We start from the raw sequence: 22,345 nt of genomic DNA, 5'->3' as shown, positions 1-22,345 counted from the left end.
TATTTCCTACCCCATACATAATTTTCGCTTCAATATATCATAATTTCATTTCTCTCTAACTGAACCATGTTACAATAGAAAAGAATTTTGGCAACTAAGGAGATATGGCATGAAACTTTCAACGATCTTAAATTTTTTAATTCTAGTATTTTTCACATTATTATTCGTGAATGATTTTTTCCCTGACACAACGATTGCAACAGTCTTAACTAAAAAAATCATTCTTCTTCTATTAGTCGTGTTAGTTATCATACAGCTAGCTATCGATAAAGGTAGATATAAAAAATTGTCCAAAAAAGCCTATATTGGTTTGACGCTGTATACAGTTGGTTTATGGATTGTTTTAACATTGCTTGGTGGCCAGTCGCAAATCGGTTTATCGTTTACTAGCCCTCTTTTCTATATCATTGTCGTATTGCTTGTACTTGATTTACTGCGTATTTCACGCCAAACCAAACGCGATCAAAATGAGGAAAAGTAAAGCAAGAGTGGTGCTATCCGTCACTTCTATGGCTTAATCCATCATTTTCTCATTTCTATCCTTCATATCAAAGGTTCTATCCGTCACTTTGGCGTTTCTATCCGTCTACAGCATAAAAAGCATGTCTATCGACTGGCACTCCAATCGGTAGACATGCTTTTCTTATGATTCTAGGACATTTAAAATTTCATCCAGTTCATTCACAGCTAGATCTAAGCGTTCCTTCGCCTCGATATTTTGCTGTTTTAAGTGATTAAACTCTAGTAAATTTTTCTCATGCTTTAATTTGATAGAAGATAAACGTTCAATGCGGGCTTCTACCTTTTCTATTGCTTGCTCACAGACTGTTGTCCAGAGCTTTTCTGATTGCTGCATTTCAGTCGTTGATGGGTTGTGTTGACGCATAATTCGGGCATAGACCATTTCAATTTGTTCAATTAATTCCGAATAGAAATGGCGCTCAACACGTGTTGTTTGGAATGTTGGATGCTCCACATCTTTTGCATAAGGGGTAATTTGACGCAATAGCTTTCCAGCATTTTCTCCAAATGCATGCGATAAATTCAAGACATTCATTAATTGTAATAATAAACGAATTTCTTCTAGATTAATAAGTTGTGAATCGATGCTTTCTTTTAACTTTAATGATTCCATATAACGTCGATCAAAATGTTCAATTTCGCCGTTGCGTTGCTCTACTAAATGTACACTTGCATTGTCTTTTAAGCTTTTAATATAGCGAATGGCATGGTTTTTCAGCTCTTCTTTTGACAGCAAGCTAACATTGTCTTGTTGTGGTTTTCCTCGTTGAACATACGCAAATGCATCCATTTTTTTGGGCCATTGTGCTGCTTGGGTTTCTTCTGAGACATTATAGCGTATATAAATTCCGTGCATTTTATATCCTCCAAGTCCATTAAACAAGTATCTCTAAAGACAATAAATCGAATACGACATTTTTTCAAGTAAAAAACTTTTAATAATTGAAAATCCTTCTTTTTAACAATAAATGAAAAACCCTGAATAGTCGATACTATTCAGGATTTTACTAGTTTTCATCAATTCATACTTACCCTTTGACAAGCTTCGTACGTATGCGATTCGAAACATACTCCACGAGTAAAATAAGCAGGACAAGTCCCAATAAAATGGACCCTACCTCAGACCATTTATATGCGTTCATCGCAAAAATTAATGGCGCACCGATTCCACCTGCTCCAACTAAGCCGAGTACGGTTGCATCTCGTAAATTCATATCAAAACGATAGATCACAATGGATAAAAATAATGCTGTTAGCTGTGGCCAAATACCGTAACGTATTTTTTCCAGCAACGTACAACCAATTGCCTCCATTGACTCTAGAATACTTTTATCTAAGTCCTCAATAACATCAACATAGAGCTTTGACAGCATTCCGATAGAAGTTAATGACATCGTCAGTACACCAGCAAATGGACCAGGTCCTGTTACTCTGATGAACATAAGACCATAGACAATGGCAGGAATCGTACGAATGATTATTAACAGTAAACGGACAACAAAAGCAATAGGCTTTGGCACAATGTTAGAAGCCGACAAAAAGGCTAAAGGGATGGCTAGCAATGCGCCGACAATGGTTCCAAGAAATGCTATGGCCATCGTTTCGATTAATAAATAAGGTACACCTGCTGTTGTCGTATTGACTAATAATGACCAATCGGGATTCAGCAATCCTACAAATATATTTTTAGCGATTTTTATCCCATTTACTGATATATTCTCAAAATGAATCGTTGTTATAGACCAAATAAATAAAAGACAAACGATCACAATTATCATGATGTATGACATGCGTCGATTTGGTTGTAACTGTAATTGTTTTCCGATTGCATTCATAACATCACCTCTACATTAATTTTTTACGGAAATATTCGCTCGTTGTTTCAATGATAAAAACAGTACCAACAAGCATTAAAAGAATCATGCCCACATTCTCGTAGCTTCTCCAGCCCAAACTTTCATTGAGCAGCAGGCCGATTCCCCCTGCACCGACGTATCCTAAAATAGACGCATAACGAACATTCCCTTCAAAGCAAAACAATGATGTCGACAAGTAGTTAGGAAGGATTTGTGGCAGGATGGCAAAACGAAAGGCTTGAATGGTCGTTAGCCCCATCGACTGCATGGCCTCGTAGGCTTCCATATTAGCGTTTTCTATTTGCTCATATAATAGCTTTCCAACATATGCAATGGTAAATAGGAAAATGGCTACTGTGCCAGCCATCGTTCCAAGCCCAAAAATAAATGTCGCAATAAGTGCAATAATCAGTGTCGGTAAAGTTCGAAGTAGGCTTAAAATAAACTTACTTACCAGCGCAATTCCTCTATGCTTGGTTATATTGGTCGCTGAAAGAACGGCTATTGGTAAGGCACATATAGCCCCCGCAATAGAGCCAAATAACGACATTTTAATCGTATCGAAGAGCGGCTGCCATAGCTTTGATAAGTAGGCCCAATTCGGTGGAATCATCTGTTGTAGGATGACAAAAAATTGTTGAATTCGGTTCACTAAAATTTCTAAGCTAAAGCCTGTAATACGAATGGCAAGCACAGTTAATACGAATAGAATAAGCCACACGATTGGCATGAACGACCGTTTTTCCAGCACTTCTTTGCCATTAGGCAATACTATTTTTTTCGGTGATAGCAGCTTCCATTGCATGGTTCGTTACGCCTCTTTCCTGATTCGTATTGTGATAGATGAACGCAAGCGTTTCCTCGTTGATTTCATCGGCTTGTCCATCAAAGACAATTTCACCGCCACGTACACCAATAACACGTGTTGCGTAAGCTAATGCCAAATCAACATGATGAATGTTAATCAAAATGGTCATGCTTAGCTCTTGGTTAATCCGTTTAAAATCCTCCATAACTTGCTTTGCTGTTACAGGGTCTAACGATGCAACAGGCTCGTCAGCTAAAATGATTTGAGGATTTTGAGCAAGCGTACGAGCTAAGGCAACACGCTGTTGCTGTCCACCCGATAACTGATCGACACGTACATAGGCCTTATCTAAAATACCAACCTGATCAAGTGCCATTAATGCTTTACGCTTTTCCTCTTTCGTAAAAATGCCTAAAATTTTTCGCCAGGCAGGCATAGTCGGTACAAAGGAAACCAACACATTTTGCAAAACTGATACACGAGTAACAAGGTTAAAAGATTGAAAAATCATGCCAATATTACGGCGTAGATGGCGAATACCCTTGCCCTTGAGTGGATGCACATTCACATCATTAACATGCAATGTTCCCCCCGTAATATCATGCATTTTATTAATACAGCGCAACAGTGTTGATTTTCCTGCACCCGATAAACCGATGATAGCCACAAATTCACCTTGCTCAATTTGAAGATTAATTTGCTGTAAGGCAAGATAACCATTTGGATAACGTTTTTCTACTTCCTTAAACTCAATCATTGTACCGCTCCATTTCTAAAAAAGAATCTCACCGAATGAATGAAAGAAGAATCTGCTTTCTGCGGGATAACCGCAAGCCACAGATTCTTCACCTTCAAGACTGACTTTAGTTCGAACCTAGATTTTGCACTAATTTCTGTGCTTTACGCTCATTGTCATAGTCACTATCCTTTGCAGCCTGATAGCCTTCATGGCTATAGATAGCAATCACTTCTTTCCCTTTTTCAGTGTTGCCAATATTTATGAATGCCTGTTGAACTGCCTCTTTCAACTCTGCTGTCATAACCTTTGAGTTTTTACTCACACTAATCGTGTCATTATAAATAGCGGGCATAACACCAATCAAATCTGTCTCCTCCCAAATGGAAGCAGAGCGGGCAAATTCGCCTTGCCAGCTTTCTTCATAATCGCGACGTGCATCTGCATATGTGACCAAAACATCCGTTTGACCTGCTGCTAAACGGGCAAAGGCACTCCCATAAGAATCCGCCTGAACAACCTTCGTTAAGTCAGGAATTGTTTTATCAAAATTCTCATGTAACCATAATGTTGGGTAAATATAGCCCGCTGGTGAAGAAGAGGACATGACGTTCCAAGTAGCATCATTTAAATCTTCAAACGTTAATTTTTCACCGTTATTGACTTTCGCTGCTAATGCTTTCCCTTTTTCAGATGGCCCTGCCACCAAAATGGCTCTATAAGAAGTGGCCTGTGTTGTTGTCGGAGCAGTTGGCTTGTTTTTATTCCAATCAATTGGATGATCAGAGTCATTATTTAAGCCTGCACGTGTAGCTGTTAAAATGACTTCTGCGCCATCATCATAGAGCACATAAGTTCCCCCAGGAATTAAGCCAATATCGGTCGTACCTGCAGATAAGGCTTCACCCACTGCTTCAAAATTTGTTCCTACTGTAATATCGATCTCACCTACATCAAAGCCTAATTTTGCGAGCTCGTCCTTCAGCAACCCCTTTAAAGGTTCTGTTGCTGTAATAATTTCATCTGGATTACGTGAAGGCACAAAGCCAATCGTTAATTTGTCTACTGATTCATTGCCACTTGCCTCAGTAGACGTCTCTACAGTTTTATCAGCACTTGATGTACTAGTAACTTCATTTCCACATGCCATCAAGAACACAGAAAGCATGCACATTAACGTCAAAAGTAGTAATTTCTTCAAAGTGTTATCCTCCCCATTTTTGAAATGCTTCCTCAGTATATACAGTTAATATTTTCCTAGTGTTAAAAGAGAGTAAATCTATGTATCTAATTCGTAAAATAGTATTTTGATATTGTAAATACGCTATTTTCCTGGCTATTACTTTATATACTGTGGATATACTACTAATCGGAGGATCAGTTATGACGATAAAAACCATACAAATACTTGCAACTAGCGATATCCACGGCTATATTATGCCAACTACTTTCCGAAACAATCATAATGAAGCAATTGGCTTAGCAAAGCTAGCAACCATCATCGAGGAAAAACGGCTTGAAATGCCTACCCTCTTAATTGATAATGGTGACTTTATTCAGGGAAGTCCCATGACTTTTTATCACCAGAAATTCCAAGCACAAGAACCGAATCCATTGATTCAAGTTGCCAATGAGCTTCAATATGATGCCATGGTATTCGGCAATCATGAATTTAATTATGGTCAAGAGACGTTACAATCTATTAGGAGCCAATCCAATTTTCCATGGCTAGGAGCAAATATCGTGACAGAGGATGGCAAGCCATTTACGAAGCCTTATATACTAAAAGAAGTAGATGGTGTTCGATTGGCTATTTTAGGTGTGACCACGCATTTTGTAACAAAATGGGAAGAACCGCTCCATATCCAAGGCCTTCACTTTGAGGATGCCTTTTCGAGTGCTAGCTACTGGGCAAAATGGATTCGTGCTAATGAACAAATTGATGTTCTCATTCTTTGCTATCACGGGGGATTTGAGCGGAATCTTGAAACGGGAGAATTGCTTGAAGCAGAGGATGGTGAAAATCAAGGATACCGCATGTGCGCAGAAATTGATGAAGTCGACATTATTATTTCTGGTCATCAACATCGTGAGATTTGCACAACTATTATGGGAAAATCCGTTGTTCAACCTAGTACTAAAGGAGTTTGTCTCGGTAGCATTCAACTCGAAATCGAGATGGATGACCAGCATACGATCCAAACGATTTCTCATACACCATCTCTTATTTATAGCGCTGAAAGTACAATACCTAATGCAGCTGTTTGTCAGCTTATCTCTCCTACATTTGAAAAAACCGAAGCCTGGTTAGATGAAACGATTGGTGTGATCCAAGGAGATTTACAAATCAAAGATCCGTTTCTAGCACGCATTCAAGAGCATCCTTATATAGAGTTTATCAATCGCATTCAAATGGCGACATCCGGAACTTCTATTTCTTGTACGGCTCTTTTCCATGATGAACGAGGTGGCTTAAAGCAAGCTGTCACCATGCGTGATATTGTTACAAACTACATCTATGCCAATACATTAAAGGTACTTCGTCTATCAGGACAGGACATCTTACTCGCACTTGAACAATCTGCTAGTTATTTTACGGTCGAGGCAGGACAATTAAAAGTGGCAGAGCCATTTCTTTATCCTAAGGCACAGCCCTATAATTATGATATGTGGGAGGGTATTGAATACATCTTTGACATATCCAAACCGATTGGTGAACGTGTGACGAAACTTTTGTACAATGACAAGGCTATCCAAATGGATGCGGAATTTGATGTTGTAATGAGCAGCTATCGTGCTACAGGAGCAGGGAATTTTGACTTTTTAAGAAATTGCCCCATTGTAAAAGAAATACAAATTGATATGACCGAAATAATGGCTGATTATATTTTAAAGCATCCCTTCATCAAAGTAACTTGTAATCAAAATTGGCAAGTACAGTTCTAAATAAAAATGCCAAATTCCTTGTAAGCACTACAGGAATTTGGCAATCTTTATGTGTATCTATTTAAGCCTGTTGGCGAATGTCTTGAATGCTCTTCCCCTCAGTAAACGCATGAATTGATGCAATGGAGCCCACCGATTTAAAATTTGCCTTGTCATAGACGTTGGCAACCTGTTCACTAATCGGTAATATCCAAAGATCCTCTAATGCCTGTTTCACTGACTGCTGTTGGATATGTTGCAGCATATAACCGATTAAACCTCGACCACGATAGTTTTCAGTTGTTGCAACACTTTCGATCCTTCCTTGATTTCCTGACACAAAAATATTTGCCGAGCAGCACGCCACCCCATCTAGCCTTAATAGATAATACGTAAAATGTGACGAATGATAGGTTTGCTCAAATGCCTTTTTTATTAATGAAGGCTCTCCAAATGCAGCAATGCTCATTTCTACTGCTAATGCTTCCTCCATATTTGCATCCGTTACACGCTCAATTTGAATGGCAGGATTAGGTGGAAGTATCGCATATTCACCGTTCCAGTACTGAATTTCGTTGACAAAATGCTCATATTGAAAGCCATGTGATTCTAATGCTTTCATACATAACTGATTTTCTTCAAGATTATATAAATAAATCCGTGGAATCAGAGATTTTGATTGATAAAACGCTTTGATAGCTTGTAAAAACGCATCTGGCTGTTCAATCTTTCTCCAAATCTGTGCATGATTTGCATCATAATAGGTTGGGATAGCCTGATTGTAAAATAAGGGCCCCTCCTTAGAAACCTCCACTTCACTGAAACTCTTCACATACTCTATATCAAGCTGCATAATGCGTTCTAAATTAAACATGCTCTGCGCCCCCCTCTAACCATCTTTCATATAAATGTTCTAATTGTATTTCAAGCTTCTGCCGTTGTTCTTTAGCAAGCGATGGTTGTTGTAGTTTTATCTCTAATTTTTCAATTTGTTGTTCAATCAGTAGTTCTTTTTTAGGTGGCTGTGTTTTATTTGCTGGTTGTTTTTCAATCGTTTTCTTTGTGAATTCCTGTCTTTTTTGTTTAGCCCACTCATAATCTCCCTCAAAAACCTGAATTGTTTGATTATCTATCCATGCTGTTTTCGCGAAAATTTTCTGTAAGAAATAGCGGTCATGGGACACACCGATGATTGTGCCTTCAAAGGATTCTAGTGTCTCTTCCAAAACTTCTCTTGCTTCAATATCTAAATGGTTGGTCGGTTCATCTAGGATTAGTACATTAATATCCTCATGCATTAGTTGTGCCAAACGTAGACGCATTTTTTCTCCACCACTTAAGTCCTTCACTTTTTTAAAGACATCATAGCCATAGAATAAAAATCGTGCGAGAATATGCCGGGCTTCAGCCTCTGACACTGCAACATTTTCACGAAAGGCATCAATTAATCGGATAGAAGGATTTTGATGTTCAAATTGCTGTGAGAGATAGCCAAATTTCACATTGCTACCAACATAACAGATTCCACGCTTCGGAATGATTTCCCCTAGCAACATTTTTAATAACGTTGACTTTCCACTACCGTTGTTCCCAACAATCGCCAACCTTTCCCCAAAATAAACAGCGAGGTTGCTGTCCTTCAATAAAGGTTTATCATATCCATGATGAACCCCTTCTAATAGCACTACCTCTTTGCCACTACGCTCAGCCATTGTTAGCGCTAAATTCATTTTCTTTTTGGTGATTGGCTTCTTTACTCGCTCGATACGTGCCAGTGCTTTTTCCATACTCTTAGCACGTCTATGCATAGACGCATTTGGCGGGTTCGCTTCATTCGCCCACTGCTTTAAACGTTTAATCGTTTCTTGCATTTTTTTAATTTTCTTTTGTTGCTCCTCATAATTTGCAAACTGTTGTTCAACCTTTGCTTCTTTTTGTGCTATAAAAGCATCATAATCGCCGTTATACGTAAAAGCCTCTCCATCCTCAATTTCGATAATCTTTTGCGCTACTTGATTCATAAAATGCCGGTCATGAGAGACGACAATGACAATGCCCTCAAAGTTTCGTACATAGTTTTCAAGCCACTCAATTGCCTGCATATCAAGATGGTTCGTTGGTTCATCTAATAACAAAATAGAAGGCTTTTTCAATAAAATTTGCCCAAGCATTACCTTTGTTTTTTCTCCGCCACTTAAACTGTGAAATGGCTGTTCTAGCATATCCGTAATACCTAGTCCATTTGCGATCATGGCTAACTGGGTGTCTACTTCATAGCCCCCTAGCAACATAAACTGCTCCTGCACTTGCCCGTATTGCAATAATATTTTATCCGTTACCGTTGACTGCATTTCTTGCTCAAGTGCTGTCATTCTTGCTTTCATTGCATAAATATCCGAAAATGCCTCCTCCAGCACTTCTTTCACAGCATGTTGTGGATAGTGGGGAATTTGATGTAAATAGCCAATCGTCGCTTCCTTACTTTTAATAATTCGCCCCTTTTCAGGTATTTCTACACCTGCAAGTAGCTGTAGGAGAGTCGTTTTACCACTGCCGTTCACACCGACAATCGCCACATGCTCGCCACTATTTACCTCTAGCTGTAAATTTTCGAATACTATATTGCCACCCATAATTTTTTGTAGTTGTTCAGCTTTCATTTGCATCGTTTTTTCCTCCAATGAAACGTGCGAAAACATCTTTAGAACACAAAAAAGACTGCTCCTTAACAAGCAGTCTTCTTCTCATATAAATGTGTGAAAAAGAATGGTTAATTCGCTACGTTTGTTATTTGATTTTGCTTAAAAATGGACAGACCTATCCCGTTGTTCGCAAAATCGAAAGTAATCACACGTGCAAAATACATAGCTGTATCCACTTTTACACATGTTTTCGTAGCGTTTTTATTCATTCCTTTTCACCTCCGTTCATAATAGTTATAGGTATCATAACATTAGTCAGATTATTTGGAAAGGAAAAAATTCACTAATCATTAAATTTTATAAATATACAAATAGACATTCTAGTTATATACTAATATAAAATAGAAATTATTTACCAATTAATTTCAATATTTAGGTTATTGGTAATGGTTTTTCATGCATGTTTTATGATGTAGCTAAAAATGTGGAGGGACATTTAATGAAAAAGCTAGGAATGCAAAGTAAAATGAGCTTATTAATTGTAGTTATCATTGGGTTTGTGCTAATTGCCATCGGTCTCATGAATACAAGCGAAATGAAAAAAACTTTAGAAAATGAGTACCAAACAAGGCTCAATCAAATTTTAGATGTAAGTATACATAATCTTGATCAAACACACCCAGGTGATTGGCAAATAAAAAACGGGGAACTGTACAAAGGAAACGTCAACATCGCAAAGGAAACAGCACTTATTGATACATTAGGAGAATTATCACAGGCTGCGATTACGATTTTTTCTGGAGAAACACGTATTAACACAAATATTGTCATTGACGGTCAACGTGCTATTGGCACAACTGTCGATCCAAAAGTAGCGGACACAGTTTTAACAACAGGGAAAATATATTCTGGTACAGCTGAAGTTGTGGGCAAACCCTACTTTACAAAATATAAACCCATAAAAACTAAAAATGGTGAAATTATTGGCATGATTTTCGCTGGCGTACCTTCTTCTGACATTGATGTAGTAGCTCAAAAAATGTTGCTAAAAACGGGCATTATAGCTGTGATTTCTGCTATCATTGCTGTGCTTGCGGGCATGCTCTTCGTACGAGGTATTGTCAAACCTTTGAAACAATTAAATCACCAGCTAGAAACAATTTCAGCTGGGAAAGGCGATTTAACTCAGCAAATTGTGGTGAACTCGCAAGATGAAATTGGCCAAGTCGCAAAATCCTTTAATGCCATGCTTACCACCTTACGAAGCATGATGCAACAAGTAGATGAAACGGCCAATCAGGTATCCGCATCCTCTTTGGAATTGTCTGCCACTGCGGGATCAACTACGGCAACGACAGAAAAATTAACAGCTAATATGCAAGAATTAGCGAGTGGTGCGAGTACACAAAAGCATAGTGCTCATGAGAATGCTGAAGCAATGCAAGATATTGCTGGAGGGATTCAGCTCGTTACGGAAACAAATGGTGAAGTATCCTCCTATGCATCCGATGCTTGGGATACAGCTAAACATGGAGAAGAAGCGGCACAAGATATGCAGCTTCAAATGCGCAGGATGTCAGAGGCTGTTCAAGAAAGTGCTAATTCCATTGCAGCCCTTGACACACATGCTAATAAAATTGATGAAATTGTGGAAGTCATTCATGCGATTGCTGAGCAAACGAATTTACTAGCACTCAATGCATCCATTGAAGCAGCACGCGCTGGTGAACATGGCAAAGGCTTTGCTGTCGTTGCAGAAGAGGTTCGTAAACTTGCGGAACAATCCAAAACTTCTGCAGCAGAAATTACAGACACAATCCATACTATGCAACAGCTTTCTAAGGAAGCCCGCGTTCACATGCAGCAAAGTAAGCAAGAAGCCACAACAAGTGCCGAGGTGGTTCACACGACAAGTAAAGCCTTTGAAGAAATTACAACCAAAGTGTCGCTTGTAACGAATAAGATTCAAGAGGTTTCAGGAATTGCAGAGGAGTTATATGCAAGAATTGAACAAGCCAATGCTTCCACACAAATTATGGCCGAAATTGCCATAGATGCTCGTGAGCAATCAAAAGTCGTTACTCAGATTGCGGAAACCAATCTATTATCAATGGATGATATTAATGATGCTGCGTCACAGCTAACGAGAAACGCTGAAACATTACAGGATTTGATTCATCAATTTAAATATTAAATAAAAGAAAAACATGAGGGTTTAGTGTACTACTATCCCCTCATGTTTTCACTTTTTTCACAAACATTTTTACCACGGGCACAAGGAAGATCGAGACCACTAGTACACGGAATAGCTGAAAAGCCGTCACGATTGCCACGTTTGCATGTACAGAAGCGGCGATAATTCCCATTTGATCAAGTCCCCCAGGTACAATGCTTAAAAAGCCTGTCCTAAAGTCGAGACTGTACAACACTGTCATCACAAATGTTAGACCATAAGCTGCTCCGATAAAAATACCTGCTGAGACAAATGCATAAAAAATATGCTTCTTCGATAAATGGAGATCCTCTTTTTTCAACAATAAGCCGATATAAATTCCTAGCATGAGTTGAGCAATATGCAGTAATGATAATGGTAGCTTGGGTACCTCTACCCCTGCCATATTAATACCCATTAGTAAAAACACTGGTCCAAGCATATAGCCTGTTGGAATTTTTAACTTTTGAGCTAGCCACCCTGCTACACCACATACCACAAGTATACCAACAAGATTAAATGTATACATTCCATCAATCATAGAACTGCTACTACCAGCGCCTGCTACCATTAAAGGAACAAAGCCGACGATTAAAAGGACACGAAGGATTTGAAAGAACGTAATAACTACCATATCCATCTCCTCTTGTTCTTCAGCAAATGCCACAACCTGTGACATGCCACCAGGGACACAGCACGTCAAGGCAGTCGCAAAATCCAAATCGGTGCGCTTTGCTACAAGAAAACTAACAGCGAAAAATAGCAAAATAAATAATATATTTAAAATGACCATGCTCCCTAAAAAAAGCTTAATATCCTGAACAGCCTCTGGTGTAAAAGCATAACCAATGGAGTACCCCGCTACGATTAAACCAATATTACGAAAAGAATGATGCCATTTCAATTGTACGTTGGTTGACAGCTGCACGATGAGCACCGCTGTAATCGCACCTAGCAACCAAGGCATCGGTATATGTAAAAATTGAAAAATCATAGCACCTATTAAACCAATGCATAATGTGATGAACATATGCTTATCAAAAACAAACATGGTAGCAACCCCTTCAACTCGATAAGCCTATTATGACGTTTAAGCATCTTTTTTTCTACCGGGCCGACTTGTGAACTGTATCGCTTAAAAAGAACCCGTTATCTATAAAATAAAACCTCTTATCGTAGATTTTATCCTTGTTAAAATTTTCTATGCTACATTAGTAATACCTGATTCAGTGTTTTAAAAGGAGGCCTCCTATGAAAATTCATTTAACCATCAATCATGAACTTGAAGAAACAGAGGTTCATATTCATGCCAACGAATATAATGAGCAAATTGAAAGATTGATGAAACAGCTTCAAGCATCCCAAACGACGATGCTAGACGGGTATTTCCAACAAGAAATTCATCTATTAAAAATTTCTGATATTTATTCCATTTACGCGGAGGGTGCCAAAGTATTTTTACAAACGGATGAGCAAGAGTTTGAGTCAAAGCGAAAATTATATGAGCTAGAGGCACAGCTAGCCAAAGATTTTGTACGCGTGAGCAAATCTACACTTGTCAATATCCATAAAATCGCCTCTATTCAAATGGGCAAAATCGGCACTACACAACTATTACTCGAAAATGAAGTAGCCATTCATGTCAGTCGAAAATACTTAAAAGAATTAAAGCGACATTTAGGTATTGGGAGGGATCTATAGCATGAAGTATTTACGCATGATGATTATTGGACTACTCATTTCCCTTAGCTCTTCTTACATCTTAGTCACATTAAGCGTCCTTTCAAACAATGCGGTTATGTCAGGAGCAGAATTACTGGAGGAGATTATCATTGCTACCCTTCTTGGTATTGCGATTGGACTATTTTCCGCCATTTTTGATATCGAGCCAATACCTTTTACGATTCAGCTACTTTTACATTTAATAGCTGTCACAGCATGTGTATTAACGGCAGGCTACTTCGGGAATTGGTTTGAGCATTCAGGTGTGAAATATGTGTTGCTATCGGAAGCCATCATTTATTCCATTGTTTGGTGTATTATATATGTTTTTCAAATAAGGGATATTGAAAAAATGAATCGAGAAATTCAAAAAAGAAAGGATTAACAAAGATGACCATTGCAATAGAAGTTGAGAATTTATGTAAACACTATGGCGAACAGCAAGCTGTCAAAGGCATTTCTTTTACAGTTGAACAAGGCACTCTATTTGCTTTTTTAGGGGCAAATGGTGCTGGTAAATCTACTACCATTGAAATACTTTGTACATTATTAAAAAAATCAAGCGGTCAAGTAACCATTAATGGTTTCACTCTTGACGCAAGCAATGATAATGGAGATATTCGCAAATCCATCGGTGTCGTTTTCCAGCAAAGTATATTAGATGAACGATTAACTGTGCGCGAAAATATCCTGCATCGTGGTCAAACATATGGTTTATCAAAAACACAGCTCACAGAAAATTATCAATTTGTCTCCACCTATTTGCATTTAGATGATATTGAAAAGCAAAAATACGGAACATTATCTGGTGGACAAAAAAGACGAGCAGATATCGCTCGTGCACTTATTCATCGCCCTAGTGTTTTATTTCTAGATGAGCCTACAACGGGTTTAGATCCACAAACACGACAATTCGTTTGGCAGGCTATCAAGCAGCTTCAACAGGAAACTAATATGACCGTTTTTTTAACAACTCATTATATGGAGGAAGCAGCAGTAGCCCATCAAGTCCTTGTCTTAAAGCAAGGGACAATTGTCGCGCAGGGTACACCCGATGCGCTGAAAACAAAATATGCCTATGATTCAATGGCTCTCGTTTTTCACAATCCATTGAAAGGTGTAAGGTGGCTAGAGGAAAATGCGCTCTCTTATACAGAGAAACAAGGGATATATACTATTCGTTTATCCTCTACTCTACATGCGCTGACCCTATTAAAACAAGCAGAGAAACTCATTGCTTCCTTTGAGGTCATTAAAGGATCGATGGATGATGTCTTTCTTCATATTATGGCAGAGGAGGAGATCGCGTAGTGGAAGCATTAATTAGTCTAGTTCAGCGGAATAATAAAGTATTTAGAAGAGATAAAACGCAGGTATTCTTCTCCCTACTGTCAGTCATTATTGTCATTGTGCTGTACGCTGTCTTTCTCCAAAAAATGCAGGTAGATGCCATTGAACGACTAACAGAAGCAACACCAGAATTAATGACGATGGTCAATGAATGGCTTGTAGCAGGATTACTGTCCATGATTGCTGTTTCTACTACACTCTGTGCATATGGCATTGCCGTTAAGGATCAGGAGTCAAAAGCACAAGCAGATTTTTTAACAGCTCCCCTTTCCCGTTCAACGATTCAGCTAAGCTATGTCATCAATGCGTTTATCATCGGTAGTATTTTTTCCTTTATCGCACTCATCGGCTGTGAAATCTTTCTTGTAGCAACAGGTGGTAAGCTCCTAAGCTTTGGGGATTTTGTTCATGTACTCGGCATTTTGTTTTTATCTGTCCTGCTAGCAAGTGTCTTTAATTTATTTCTGTCATTATTTGTGTCCACGCAAAATGCTTTTTCAACACTCGGCACAATCGTCGGGACAGTACTCGGCTTTTTATGTGGTGTCTATGTACCTCTTGGTGCTCTACCAGGCTTTGCTCAAAATTTAATCATGTATTTCCCCATTAGTCATACAACATTACTGTTACGCAATGCATTTATGGATAGCTCTATTGGCGATGTTTTTGAAGGTGTGCCTGCTTCCTATGTGGAAGACTATAAAATCAATTATGGCATTGTCTATGAGCTTCATGGAAAAATACTCAGCACTTCGACTAGCCTCATCATTATCGTTTGTACAATCGTCATACTTGCGCTAGCATCTATGATGTTATTTAAAAGAAAATATAAATAAATTTTAGCTAACAGATTTACACATCGTTTAGGAAACGATGTGTTTTTTATTGCATTTAAACAAACAATTTGTTATTTTAAATATAAATTAATAAACAAAAATAAATATTGTTTGTATTTATGGAGGATTCCCCTATGGATGTAAATGAACTATTTTGGCAAGCTCCTATCGATGACCTCAAAAAGGGTTATACCAATGAGGGAACACATTTCACCTGCCTTCTGTGCGGTGAAAAAGTAGAGAAAGGAATCATTTATCCTTATGAAGGCTTATTGTATGAAGCCGAAAAAATGATGCAGCAGCATATGACAATGACACATCAATCTGTTTTTCATTATTTAAACGGTCTCAATAAAAAAATGACAGGCTTAACAGAACATCAAAGCCATATTTTACGCTTATTTTATGAAGGTAGATCAGATCAGGAAATAAAAGAGGAATTAGAGATTGGTAGTGCCACGACCATTCGCCATCATCGTTTTGCTTTAAAGGAAAAGGAACGCCAAGCCAAAACATTGTTGGTAATGATGGAATTATTGAAGGAACAAGATCGAAAGGAGGAACCATTTGTGTCTATTCATAAAACAGCTACAATGGTTGACGATCGCTATAATGTCACTCTCTCAGAAGAACAGCAATTATTGGCGAAATTATTTCCACATGGTGTTGGCAAGGAGCTAGTTCGTTTTCCTAAGCGTGAAAAACAAAAAATTATAGTACTTCGTGCCATTACAATGCTTTTTGACAAAGAAAAACAATATACAGAAAAAGAATTAAATGAAATCATCAAACCGATGTATGAAGACTACGTTCATATACGTCGCTACTTAATTGAATACGGTTTTCTGGACCGCAAAGCTGACGGTAGCGCTTACTGGGTTAAAAAATAAGAAGGCAGGTTTTTGAAATGGATCATAAAAAAGAGTTAAAAGAGATGTATAAGGACATGAAAATTGAAGCGGGCGTTTTTACGATGACTAATACAGAAACTGGGAAAGTGTTTGTGGGGAGCTTTAATAATTTAAAACGTTTAAATGGTTTTCAGTTTATGCTCAAAACGAATACACATACGAATAAGGAGCTTCAAGCGGACTACAATTCATTTGGTCAAGATGCTTTTGAGGTGAAAATCGTTGAATATTTAAAGAAAAAAGAAGATGGCTATTTCGATGCCAAAAAAGAGCTTGAAAAGCTAGAGCAAAAATGGCTCGACACGCTAAATCCTTATGGTGAGCGTGGGTATAATTCTTAGGATTTATCCAATAGATAGCTGTGGGATCAAGCAAATGAAAATTTAACAGTTCCCTCAGCTATTTTTTATTCATCCACACGATTCCATCCTAAATTATCAGCATCATCATAGCCATAATAATAGATTGGGCGATCGTTCTTATCATAAGCAACAGCTTCTAATAAATCAATTTGCTGCGCATAAGGTATATAAAACGAAACTAGTTTACTATGTTCAATGGATTTTTTGATAATTCCTTGCTTTGAGTTAATTGTTATATAGGAAACATTTTCATCATGAGATAATACAACAAACAAAGTTCCTTCATGATTCAAACGATAGCTCATGCCTCCTATTGTCTCTAAGGAATCATTCGTGGAGGAGATACCTGTAGCATAAACCCTTTTATATAGAAATACGTTTTTTTGTACCAAAACAGTTTGATAGATTTCTTTTTTATCACGCTTAAACAAATAAAAAATATCGTGTCCTTCTTGAATCTTTTCAACAATCTTATACTCAGGTGTCATAAAAAAATTGGCTTTTGCAGCGCTTAATGCAGTTAAACGATAGCCTCCTAACAATAATAAAGCGCTCAAAGTGACTATTGCTAATAACAAGAATTTTCTCATCTATTTTCTCCACCCTATAGCATTTTCAGTTGGATTGAGACAGTTTAACTTTCTTTGTTTATTTTGTCACTTCTAACAACTGAATTTCTTGCTGTACTTTTTTCGTTAATTTACTGAAAACAAGCTCATACGAATGCTTAATAAGATTCTCTACCAAATCCATTGGGACATCTTCAGCATCCATATAAATGGAGTTCCAATGCGTTTTATTCATATAGTAGCCAGGTATAATACTGACAAAGGATTCTCGTAATTCCTCTGCTCGTGCAGGTTCGCATTTTAACGTTAATACAGGCTTACCTGTAGCATTTCCCCCAATCATGGCATACATTTTCCCACCAATATGATAGCGGTCTGCTTGCCATTCCTCCTTATAGTCATAAATCGTTCCCTGTAGTTGTAGACAATGAGCATGAATCATTTCTTTTTCCATCTATTTCTTCCCCTTTCGACACAAAATAAAACACACGTTCGATTATGGTTAGTATAACCTAAAACGTGTGTAGGGACTAGCCTTATTTAGTTCGTACTTCGATCAAACATGCCCATAACCTCTGTTGTCTGTAGGATATTCACAAACGACTTTGGATCGGTTTCCTTAATCGTACTTTTTACATCCGCGAGTTGATAACGCGTAATGACAGTGATTAACACTTTTCGTCCTTCACCAGAGTAGGCTCCCTTCGCATCGATAATCGTTACACCACGATGAAGTTTTTGCAACAGCTGCTGCTTGACTTCTTCCCCTTTACTCGTAATAATCATCAACGTTAATTTAATATGGCTTGTATGAATCGTATCTACCACTTTTCCTGTTGCATAAATGGAAACAAGCGTTAATAATGCCGCGTCCCAGCTAAAGACAAAGCCAGAAGCTGCCACTACAACACCATTCATAGCAGCAATTAATGTACCGAGTGGAAAATCTCGTTTACGACTTAGTAGCATGGCAATAATATCAAAGCCCCCAGAGGAGCCTGCTGCACGAAAAATCATACCCATCGCAAAGCCTACAATAACTCCTCCAAATAGGGATGCAAGGATAGGATCTTGTGTTGCCTTGTGAATTGGAATAACATATAAACTCACGGACAAAACGGCTACAGAAAGAATCGTATAGCTGATAAATCGCTTACCAAGCTTCATCACACCTAAAATCAGTAAAGGCAAATTAAGCAGTAAATTTAATACCCCTGTATTCCAAGGGGTAATAATGCCAAGCATGATGGCGATACCACTCAATCCACCACTCAAGATTTCATGGGGAATTAATAAATAATTATAGGCAAAGGCCACTAAAATGGAAGAAAGAGTAATTATAATCACATTACGCATAATGATATCCCCTATCAATCAACGACCAAATTTTGATATATCTTTCTCATAGATTACCCAATTTCTGCTGATGAAAAACCTATATTCCTACTTTTTCTTCTGTTCTTCCTTTAAAGGGGCAGTCTGTTTGTGATCACCTGTATCGGCCACCTTATAAATACGCTCTAGCATCGGCGGATGTGTATAGCGGAACCATTTAACAAGAAGCGGAGGGTTGACCTCACTTAATCCTGAAATCGTTAGTTTTTGAAAAGCTGTTACGGCCGCTTCACGATCATTCATGAGGTTAATTGCATACTGATCTGCTCTTGTCTCCTGATATCTTGAGATGAAGTTCGACACTGGATTAGAGGCAAATAACAATATAGAGGTAATGAGCAAAAATAATGGATATGAGCTAATGCTGCCAACTTTATTGATTTTCAGTACCTGTCCATAGCGTCCAACCAAACGTCGCATAACCTTCGCTGTAAACCATAACCCCACCAACGTAAGCAATAAATAACCTGCAATGCCAAAATAAATATGCTTTTCTACATAATGGCCCATCTCATGTGCCATGATAAATAAAATTTCATTGTCCGTCAGTCTATTTAATGTGGTATCCCACAGTACAATTCTCGAATTGCTACCAATCCCTGTCACATAAGCATTTAAGGAGTTGGTCTTTTGTGCCATATTGACCTCATAAACATGCTCTGCTGGTATATTCGCCTGCTCAGCAATTGAGAGTATCTTCGTTTCCAGCTCTTTATTTTTTAACGGATAAAAATCATTGTACAAAGGATCAATGACAACTGGCTGGATGAACATCACAAAGATTGTAAAGGGGATGGTTAATAGCCAAGCGTAAAGCCACCACCGTTTCTCGCTCTTTTTAATGAGCCAATAAATAACCGTCACAATGATGAAGCTCATCCCAAAGTTCACCCAAAAATCAATAACACCATCTTTCATCCAAGACGCAAATGCTTGCGTACTGATGCCATAGCTTTTGCTGAGGTAATAGCGATAATAATCAAGCGGGAATAAAACAATATAGAGCAATAGGGATAGCAGGAATAGGTAGCCTGCATTTTGCAATAGCTTCCACTTCGTTTGGGAGGTCGTCACTTTTTCAAAATAACGGGAGATGCCCAATAATAAAATCAAAAAGTAAATAAGCCATTCCAAAGGAGTCGCTACAAAGAATAAAAAATTCCGTATTTTTGAATATTCACCACTTAAAAAAAGCTCCTTACCAGACATAAACATTACTGGATCTGCCACCGTTCCTTGTAAAGCACTAGGTATTTTTCCTCCGCCGCTATGGAATATATACCAGTACATACAAAGCACGTAAACACCGAATAATAGCAGCGTAACAATGCCCATTTTCTTCGCTATGTTAATTCCCCCTCATATCATCCAAAGTTCGTCCTATAGTAAGTGTAAGCCAAAATATCAAAGTTAGAACAACATAGACCTACTTTTTTAATATCTCAATTCACAAAAGAAAAATTCGCCTCATTTCTATCAATGAGCATACAAAATCTTTCTCATTGTTTCAAAATGCTGCGAATTTATTATGTTCTTACTTATTTATTCATGACAAATGCGGTTTTTCCACGCTGATCTATACTTAAGTAGCCTGCAGATAATAGCTGCTCATACCATTGCTTTTCGATAACAGCCGCTTGGTTGGCATTATCTGCTTTTGTAGAAAGCTCCACCATAATGTCTCCTTTGTACTGCCACACCTCAATATCCGCTTCTTGCCCTAGAAAGCTTCTTTATAAGTTATGGCATTAGCAGATCCATATTCTACTACCTGAGCTAACGTATTTTTATACCATGCTTCTGAATGCCAATTTACAATTTTCTTTGCCGAATTTTCGAGAATCAATTTTTGGGCAGCACTCGCATCAACCGTATCGTAAGAGACAAAAGTATGATAGGCTCCCTTCGTACTCCCTGCTACCATACCCCAAGCAAAAAGAGGAGAGGCAATTATTTTATAAATATAATCGTATTATTTTCTTTAATATAATCTACTGTTGGATGAGGGCTTTCAATTGAAGCAACTTCTTTGTTATGAATTAAATCATAAACAATCCATTTCATATTAAAACTATTAGTTGGCGTTTCAAAGAAAACAATCCATTCTTTGTTTCCATAATAGAAATAACATGAATTTCCTACTGTATATAACTCCTTATTATTACTGGCATCATATAATACTTGTGTATGTTCGCTTTCTTTTACTCCATATAAATCATCATTAAAGAAATAGATGACATCATACTTCCCATCAATAATTCTTTCTAGATAATTTTCACTGAATGGATTAAACATTTTCAAAATATATGTTTCATCTCTAAGATTATGTTTATACCAATAAACACATTCGTTTTTATTATTTTCCAATACAAAGCTTTCACTATTATCACATTGATCTACTATACAAGTCTCTGAAATTGGCAAATCATTTTTTATTTGTTCTATAAATAAATTATAGTCAATGATTACAATGCTCTCAGTAAAATTTGAATTTTCCTTTTCCCTATGATTCCATGCATTTTTTTTATTACTGTAGGATAATGAGCCAGTTGTAAAATAAACGAATTTTTTATTTTTTTTATCAATTACTTTTATGTTATTAACATTTAAAAAGGTATCATCCTGTCCTATTTTTTCAGGTATTGAGTAATACTTATTTTCTAAAAAATCTACGAGAATACAATTTGAGTGCCTAGTAAATTTTTGCGATTCTATCTGTGGTACACATACAACTAAATATCTTTCTCCCAAGCCATACAGCTCTGTTTCAGATAAAGAAGAATTCTCAGGATTGGAACTATTATCCTCTATTTTTAATGTTATTGAATCTTTTAAAATTAGGTTTTTGCAATCAATTTGGTTTAATATTAAATTTGCAGTTTTTCCTTCCCACATCAATCTGCTGCAATAAAAATATTCATTATAAAAAGAATTACTTGATAACTGAAATCCATTCGGAATTAGCAATTGATCAACTTGATTAAGTTGATAATTATAGCGAACAATACCTTCATAATAACCAGTTAAATAGCTCCAACTTTCACTTATATCTCTACTCATAATATACATATTATATGGCTCTACTTTTGATTGTGTCGTAATAAGTTGACGATTTTCAAATCCTTCTAAAATAACTGTTTGCACCATATTATATCCTCCTCTTAATTACCATAAAATCACTCTTCACTATTCAAAAATAGTAACATAAAAATAGATCTCTTCTCGATATAGCTGTCTTCATACTGAAGGGACAAATAAAATCAAAACACCTTTCGTTGGCAGGAGAAGGCGTATATCACGATATGTTTTGGGGCAAGTGGCTTACCTGCTCATATTTTTATGCCAGATTTAATTCATCAAGTTTCAACAGCTTACCAGATATCCGCATTTCATTAGACGTAAAAACAGCACCTGAAATTGAAAAAAAAGGAGCACTTCAAGAATTCGATTTCGGGCTTATCATAGAGACCCAACAGGAAAATCCCTTCCTGCATTATTA

Annotated in this window: 24 protein-coding genes; 9 read left to right on the top strand and 15 right to left on the bottom strand. The window is 37.4% G+C overall.

The window, feature by feature from the left end:
• Positions 1 to 109 precede the first annotated feature (109 nt).
• Positions 110 to 481 carry a hypothetical protein gene (locus MHI04_RS06945; RefSeq protein ID WP_330493520.1) on the top strand — a complete coding sequence of 124 codons (372 nt, stop codon included), beginning with the start codon at positions 110 to 112 and terminating at the stop codon, positions 479 to 481.
• 162 nt (positions 482 to 643) lie between these two features.
• Here the strand turns inward: MHI04_RS06945 and MHI04_RS06940 are convergent, their stop codons facing one another.
• The 5 genes from MHI04_RS06940 to MHI04_RS06920 all read right to left on the bottom strand — a co-directional run bounded on the left by MHI04_RS06940 (position 644) and on the right by MHI04_RS06920 (position 5,123).
• Positions 644 to 1,378, bottom strand: a complete 735-nt coding sequence (locus MHI04_RS06940) for a hypothetical protein (RefSeq protein WP_036126981.1) — start codon at positions 1,376 to 1,378, stop codon at positions 644 to 646.
• A gap of 172 nt (positions 1,379 to 1,550) precedes the next feature.
• Positions 1,551 to 2,357 (bottom strand): phosphonate ABC transporter, permease protein PhnE, encoded by an 807-nt coding sequence (gene phnE / locus MHI04_RS06935; protein ID WP_101966341.1) that lies wholly within the window; start codon positions 2,355 to 2,357, stop codon positions 1,551 to 1,553.
• Positions 2,358 to 2,367: 10 nt separating this feature from the next.
• Entirely contained in the window at positions 2,368 to 3,183 is an 816-nt protein-coding gene (phnE, locus tag MHI04_RS06930; protein WP_342535445.1) for a phosphonate ABC transporter, permease protein PhnE, read from the bottom strand.
• A complete protein-coding gene (phnC, locus tag MHI04_RS06925) occupies positions 3,140 to 3,943 on the bottom strand; it encodes a phosphonate ABC transporter ATP-binding protein (RefSeq protein ID WP_342535444.1) in 804 nt (267 codons plus the stop codon). The genes phnE (MHI04_RS06930) and phnC overlap by 44 nt, the downstream gene beginning before the upstream one ends.
• 106 nt (positions 3,944 to 4,049) lie before the next feature.
• Complete coding sequence (locus tag MHI04_RS06920) at positions 4,050 to 5,123, bottom strand: PhnD/SsuA/transferrin family substrate-binding protein (protein ID WP_271912722.1); 1,074 nt, start codon at positions 5,121 to 5,123, stop codon at positions 4,050 to 4,052.
• 182 nt (positions 5,124 to 5,305) lie between these two features.
• On the opposite strand from MHI04_RS06920, the gene MHI04_RS06915 reads away from it, so the two are divergent.
• The gene (locus MHI04_RS06915; RefSeq protein WP_342535443.1) at positions 5,306 to 6,868 is read left to right on the top strand and encodes a bifunctional UDP-sugar hydrolase/5'-nucleotidase; all 1,563 of its coding nucleotides are present in this window, start codon (positions 5,306 to 5,308) and stop codon (positions 6,866 to 6,868) included.
• 61 nt (positions 6,869 to 6,929) lie between these two features.
• Here the strand turns inward: MHI04_RS06915 and MHI04_RS06910 are convergent, their stop codons facing one another.
• The 3 genes from MHI04_RS06910 to MHI04_RS06900 form a co-directional block, all read right to left on the bottom strand.
• Positions 6,930 to 7,721, bottom strand: a complete 792-nt coding sequence (locus tag MHI04_RS06910) for a GNAT family N-acetyltransferase (RefSeq protein ID WP_340810305.1) — start codon at positions 7,719 to 7,721, stop codon at positions 6,930 to 6,932.
• Entirely contained in the window at positions 7,714 to 9,513 is a 1,800-nt protein-coding gene (gene abc-f, locus MHI04_RS06905; protein ID WP_342535442.1) for an ABC-F type ribosomal protection protein, read from the bottom strand. The genes MHI04_RS06910 and abc-f overlap by 8 nt, the downstream gene beginning before the upstream one ends.
• Before the next feature lie 104 nt (positions 9,514 to 9,617).
• Positions 9,618 to 9,758: an RAxF-45 family protein gene (locus tag MHI04_RS06900; RefSeq protein WP_004232534.1), complete on the bottom strand. Its 141-nt coding sequence runs from the start codon at positions 9,756 to 9,758 to the stop codon at positions 9,618 to 9,620.
• A 230-nt stretch (positions 9,759 to 9,988) separates the two neighbouring features.
• Here MHI04_RS06900 and MHI04_RS06895 point away from each other — a divergent pair, with 230 nt between their 5' ends.
• Positions 9,989 to 11,683, top strand: a complete 1,695-nt coding sequence (locus tag MHI04_RS06895) for a methyl-accepting chemotaxis protein (protein ID WP_058844276.1) — start codon at positions 9,989 to 9,991, stop codon at positions 11,681 to 11,683.
• 40 nt (positions 11,684 to 11,723) lie between these two features.
• Here MHI04_RS06895 and MHI04_RS06890 read toward each other — a convergent pair whose 3' ends face one another.
• Entirely contained in the window at positions 11,724 to 12,752 is a 1,029-nt protein-coding gene (locus MHI04_RS06890) for an AbrB family transcriptional regulator (protein WP_342535441.1), read from the bottom strand.
• Positions 12,753 to 12,952: 200 nt separating this feature from the next.
• On the opposite strand from MHI04_RS06890, the gene MHI04_RS06885 reads away from it, so the two are divergent.
• The 6 genes from MHI04_RS06885 (at position 12,953) to MHI04_RS06860 (ending at position 16,861) form a co-directional block, all read left to right on the top strand.
• Positions 12,953 to 13,402, top strand: coding sequence for a LytTR family DNA-binding domain-containing protein (locus tag MHI04_RS06885; RefSeq protein ID WP_058844274.1), 450 nt, complete (start codon positions 12,953 to 12,955; stop codon positions 13,400 to 13,402).
• 1 nt (position 13,403) lies between these two features.
• Positions 13,404 to 13,808, top strand: coding sequence for a DUF3021 domain-containing protein (locus tag MHI04_RS06880; protein WP_036127006.1), 405 nt, complete (start codon positions 13,404 to 13,406; stop codon positions 13,806 to 13,808).
• Positions 13,809 to 13,813: 5 nt separating this feature from the next.
• Entirely contained in the window at positions 13,814 to 14,734 is a 921-nt protein-coding gene (locus tag MHI04_RS06875) for an ABC transporter ATP-binding protein (protein ID WP_036127007.1), read from the top strand.
• Entirely contained in the window at positions 14,734 to 15,609 is an 876-nt protein-coding gene (locus MHI04_RS06870; protein WP_058844273.1) for an ABC transporter permease, read from the top strand. Before MHI04_RS06875 ends, MHI04_RS06870 begins: the two co-directional genes overlap by 1 nt.
• A gap of 134 nt (positions 15,610 to 15,743) precedes the next feature.
• Positions 15,744 to 16,499: a DUF2087 domain-containing protein gene (locus MHI04_RS06865; RefSeq protein ID WP_036127011.1), complete on the top strand. Its 756-nt coding sequence runs from the start codon at positions 15,744 to 15,746 to the stop codon at positions 16,497 to 16,499.
• A gap of 17 nt (positions 16,500 to 16,516) precedes the next feature.
• The gene (locus tag MHI04_RS06860; protein WP_058844272.1) at positions 16,517 to 16,861 is read left to right on the top strand and encodes a GIY-YIG nuclease family protein; all 345 of its coding nucleotides are present in this window, start codon (positions 16,517 to 16,519) and stop codon (positions 16,859 to 16,861) included.
• Between the two features lie 65 nt (positions 16,862 to 16,926).
• Here the strand turns inward: MHI04_RS06860 and MHI04_RS06855 are convergent, their stop codons facing one another.
• From MHI04_RS06855 to MHI04_RS06830, 6 genes are all read right to left on the bottom strand, one after another.
• Positions 16,927 to 17,472, bottom strand: a complete 546-nt coding sequence (locus MHI04_RS06855; RefSeq protein ID WP_342535440.1) for a hypothetical protein — start codon at positions 17,470 to 17,472, stop codon at positions 16,927 to 16,929.
• A gap of 58 nt (positions 17,473 to 17,530) precedes the next feature.
• The gene (locus MHI04_RS06850) at positions 17,531 to 17,905 is read right to left on the bottom strand and encodes an MmcQ/YjbR family DNA-binding protein (RefSeq protein ID WP_036127016.1); all 375 of its coding nucleotides are present in this window, start codon (positions 17,903 to 17,905) and stop codon (positions 17,531 to 17,533) included.
• An 86-nt stretch (positions 17,906 to 17,991) separates the two neighbouring features.
• Entirely contained in the window at positions 17,992 to 18,807 is an 816-nt protein-coding gene (locus MHI04_RS06845; RefSeq protein WP_036127018.1) for a YitT family protein, read from the bottom strand.
• Positions 18,808 to 18,894: 87 nt separating this feature from the next.
• Positions 18,895 to 20,193, bottom strand: a complete 1,299-nt coding sequence (locus MHI04_RS06840) for a M48 family metallopeptidase (protein WP_308302772.1) — start codon at positions 20,191 to 20,193, stop codon at positions 18,895 to 18,897.
• A gap of 191 nt (positions 20,194 to 20,384) precedes the next feature.
• The gene (locus tag MHI04_RS06835; protein ID WP_249649171.1) at positions 20,385 to 20,546 is read right to left on the bottom strand and encodes a hypothetical protein; all 162 of its coding nucleotides are present in this window, start codon (positions 20,544 to 20,546) and stop codon (positions 20,385 to 20,387) included.
• Positions 20,547 to 20,796: 250 nt separating this feature from the next.
• Positions 20,797 to 21,993: a hypothetical protein gene (locus tag MHI04_RS06830; protein ID WP_058844269.1), complete on the bottom strand. Its 1,197-nt coding sequence runs from the start codon at positions 21,991 to 21,993 to the stop codon at positions 20,797 to 20,799.
• Positions 21,994 to 22,345: the final 352 nt, after the last annotated feature.

Origin of the sequence: Lysinibacillus sp. FSL K6-1151 (assembly GCF_038630755.1) — a bacterium.
Taxonomy (GTDB): Bacteria; Bacillota; Bacilli; order Bacillales_A; family Planococcaceae; genus Lysinibacillus; species Lysinibacillus fusiformis_D.
Note: the sequence above shows the minus strand (reverse complement) of the source record. Positions and strands in the feature narration are given on the sequence as shown.